This is a genomic window from Streptococcus mitis (assembly GCF_001074635.1).
GTDB classification, from domain to species: domain Bacteria; phylum Bacillota; class Bacilli; order Lactobacillales; family Streptococcaceae; genus Streptococcus; species Streptococcus mitis_E.
In genome coordinates this window covers 1-1,918 of the sequence record NZ_JUQO01000171.1, presented here as the reverse complement: position 1 = coordinate 1,918, position 1,918 = coordinate 1, and the positions used below count along the sequence as shown (strand labels likewise).

The following is a 1,918-nucleotide window of genomic DNA, read 5'->3' as shown; positions in this document are numbered from 1 at the left end:
TGTTCACACTTTAACTGTTCTTTTAGATGAAGAAGAGTTTGATTTGGATTTCCTTGATATCAAGGGAGGTCGTGTGAGCCGTGGCCATCGTTTCTTAGGACAAGAAACCAAGATTCAGTCAGCTTTGAGCTATGAAGAAGACCTTCGTCGTCAGTTTGTAATCGCAGATCCACGCGAACGTGAGCAAATGATTGTTGACCAGATTAAAGCAATCGAAGCTGAGCATGGTGTACATATCGAAATTGATGCGGACTTGCTTAATGAAGTCTTGAACTTGGTTGAATACCCAACTGCCTTTATGGGAAGTTTTGATGCCAAATACCTTGAAGTTCCAGAAGAAGTTTTGGTGACTTCAATGAAAGAACACCAACGTTACTTTGTTGTTCGTGATCAAGATGGTAAACTCTTGCCAAACTTTATTTCTGTCCGTAATGGAAATGCAGAGCATTTGGAAAATGTCATCAAGGGTAACGAAAAAGTTTTAGTTGCCCGTTTGGAAGACGGAGAATTCTTCTGGCGTGAAGACCAAAAATTGGTTATTTCAGACCTTGTTGAAAAATTAAACAATGTCACCTTCCATGAGAAAATTGGTTCCCTTCGTGAACACATGATTCGTACGGGGCAGATTGCTATTCTCTTGGCAGAAAAAGCTGGTTTGTCAGCGGATGAAACGATTGACTTAGCTCGTGCAGCAGCCATTTACAAGTTTGACTTGTTGACAGGTATGGTTGGTGAGTTTGACGAGCTCCAAGGAATTATGGGTGAAAAATATGCCCTTCTTGCTGGGGAAACTCCAGCGGTAGCAGCTGCTATTCGTGAACACTACATGCCTACATCAGCCGAAGGAGAACTTCCAGAGAGCAAGGTTGGAGCCATTCTAGCCATTGCAGACAAATTGGATACGATTTTGAGTTTCTTCTCAGTAGGCTTGATTCCATCAGGTTCTAATGACCCTTATGCCCTTCGTCGTGCGACGCAAGGTGTGGTTCGTATCTTGGATGCCTTTGGTTGGCACATTGCTATGGATGAGTTGATTGATAGCCTTTATGCTTTGAAATTTGACAGCTTGACTTATGAAAATAAGCCAGAGGTTATGGACTTTATCAAGGCTCGTGTTGATAAGATGATGGGATCTACTCCAAAAGATATCAAGGAAGCCGTTCTTGCAGGTTCAAACTTTGTTGTGGCGGATATGTTGGAAGCAGCAAGTGCTCTCGTAGAAGCAAGCAAGAAAGAAGACTTTAAACCATCTGTTGAATCACTTTCTCGTGCCTTTAACTTGGCTGAGAAGGCAGAAGGAGTTGCTACAGTTGATTCAGCTCTCTTTGAGAATGAAGAAGAGAAAACCTTGGCAGAAGCAGTAGAATCACTCGTTTTGTCTGGGACTGCCAGTCAGCAATTGAAACAACTCTTTGCTCTTAGCCCAGTCATTGATGCTTTCTTTGAGAATACCATGGTTATGGCTGAAAATGAAGCAGTCCGTCAAAATCGTTTGGCAATCTTGTCTCATTTAACTCAAAAAGCAGCAAAGCTTGCTCGTTTTAACCAAATTAACACTAAATAAAATCTGTTAAACGGATTAAATCTTATCATAAAGGAGAGAAACATGGATCCTAAAAAAATTGATCGTATTAACGAGCTAGCTAAAAAGAAAAAAGCAGAAGGCTTGACACCGGAAGAAAAAGTGGAACAAGCCAAACTACGTGAGGAGTACATCGAAGGTTATCGTCGCACTGTTCGTCACCACATTGAAGGGATCAAAATTGTAGACGAAGAAGGAAACGATGTTACACCAGAAAAACTACGTCAGGTACAACGTGAAAAAGGATTACATGGCCGTAGTCTTGATGACCCAAATTCATAATAATACTCTTCGAAAATCAAATTCAAACCACGTCAGCTTCACCTTGCCGTACTC

Annotated in this window: 2 protein-coding genes; both read left to right on the top strand. The window is 41.4% G+C overall.

What is annotated here, in order from left to right; all coding sequences use genetic code 11:
• A partial coding sequence (gene glyS, locus ADI58_RS07155) for a glycine--tRNA ligase subunit beta (protein ID WP_049522003.1) occupies positions 1-1,564 on the top strand: 1,564 nt, incomplete at its 5' end.
• Positions 1,565-1,606: 42 nt separating this feature from the next.
• Positions 1,607-1,864: a DUF896 family protein gene (locus ADI58_RS07150; RefSeq protein ID WP_049522002.1), complete on the top strand. Its 258-nt coding sequence runs from the start codon at positions 1,607-1,609 to the stop codon at positions 1,862-1,864.
• The last annotated feature ends 54 nt before the right edge of the window (positions 1,865-1,918 follow it).

What these genes read in the sequence shown, in the direction of transcription:
- ADI58_RS07150 (WP_049522002.1), top strand. Translation starts at nt 1,607, where the DNA reads ATGGATCCTAAAAAAATTGATCGTATTAACGAGCTAGCTAAAAAGAAA.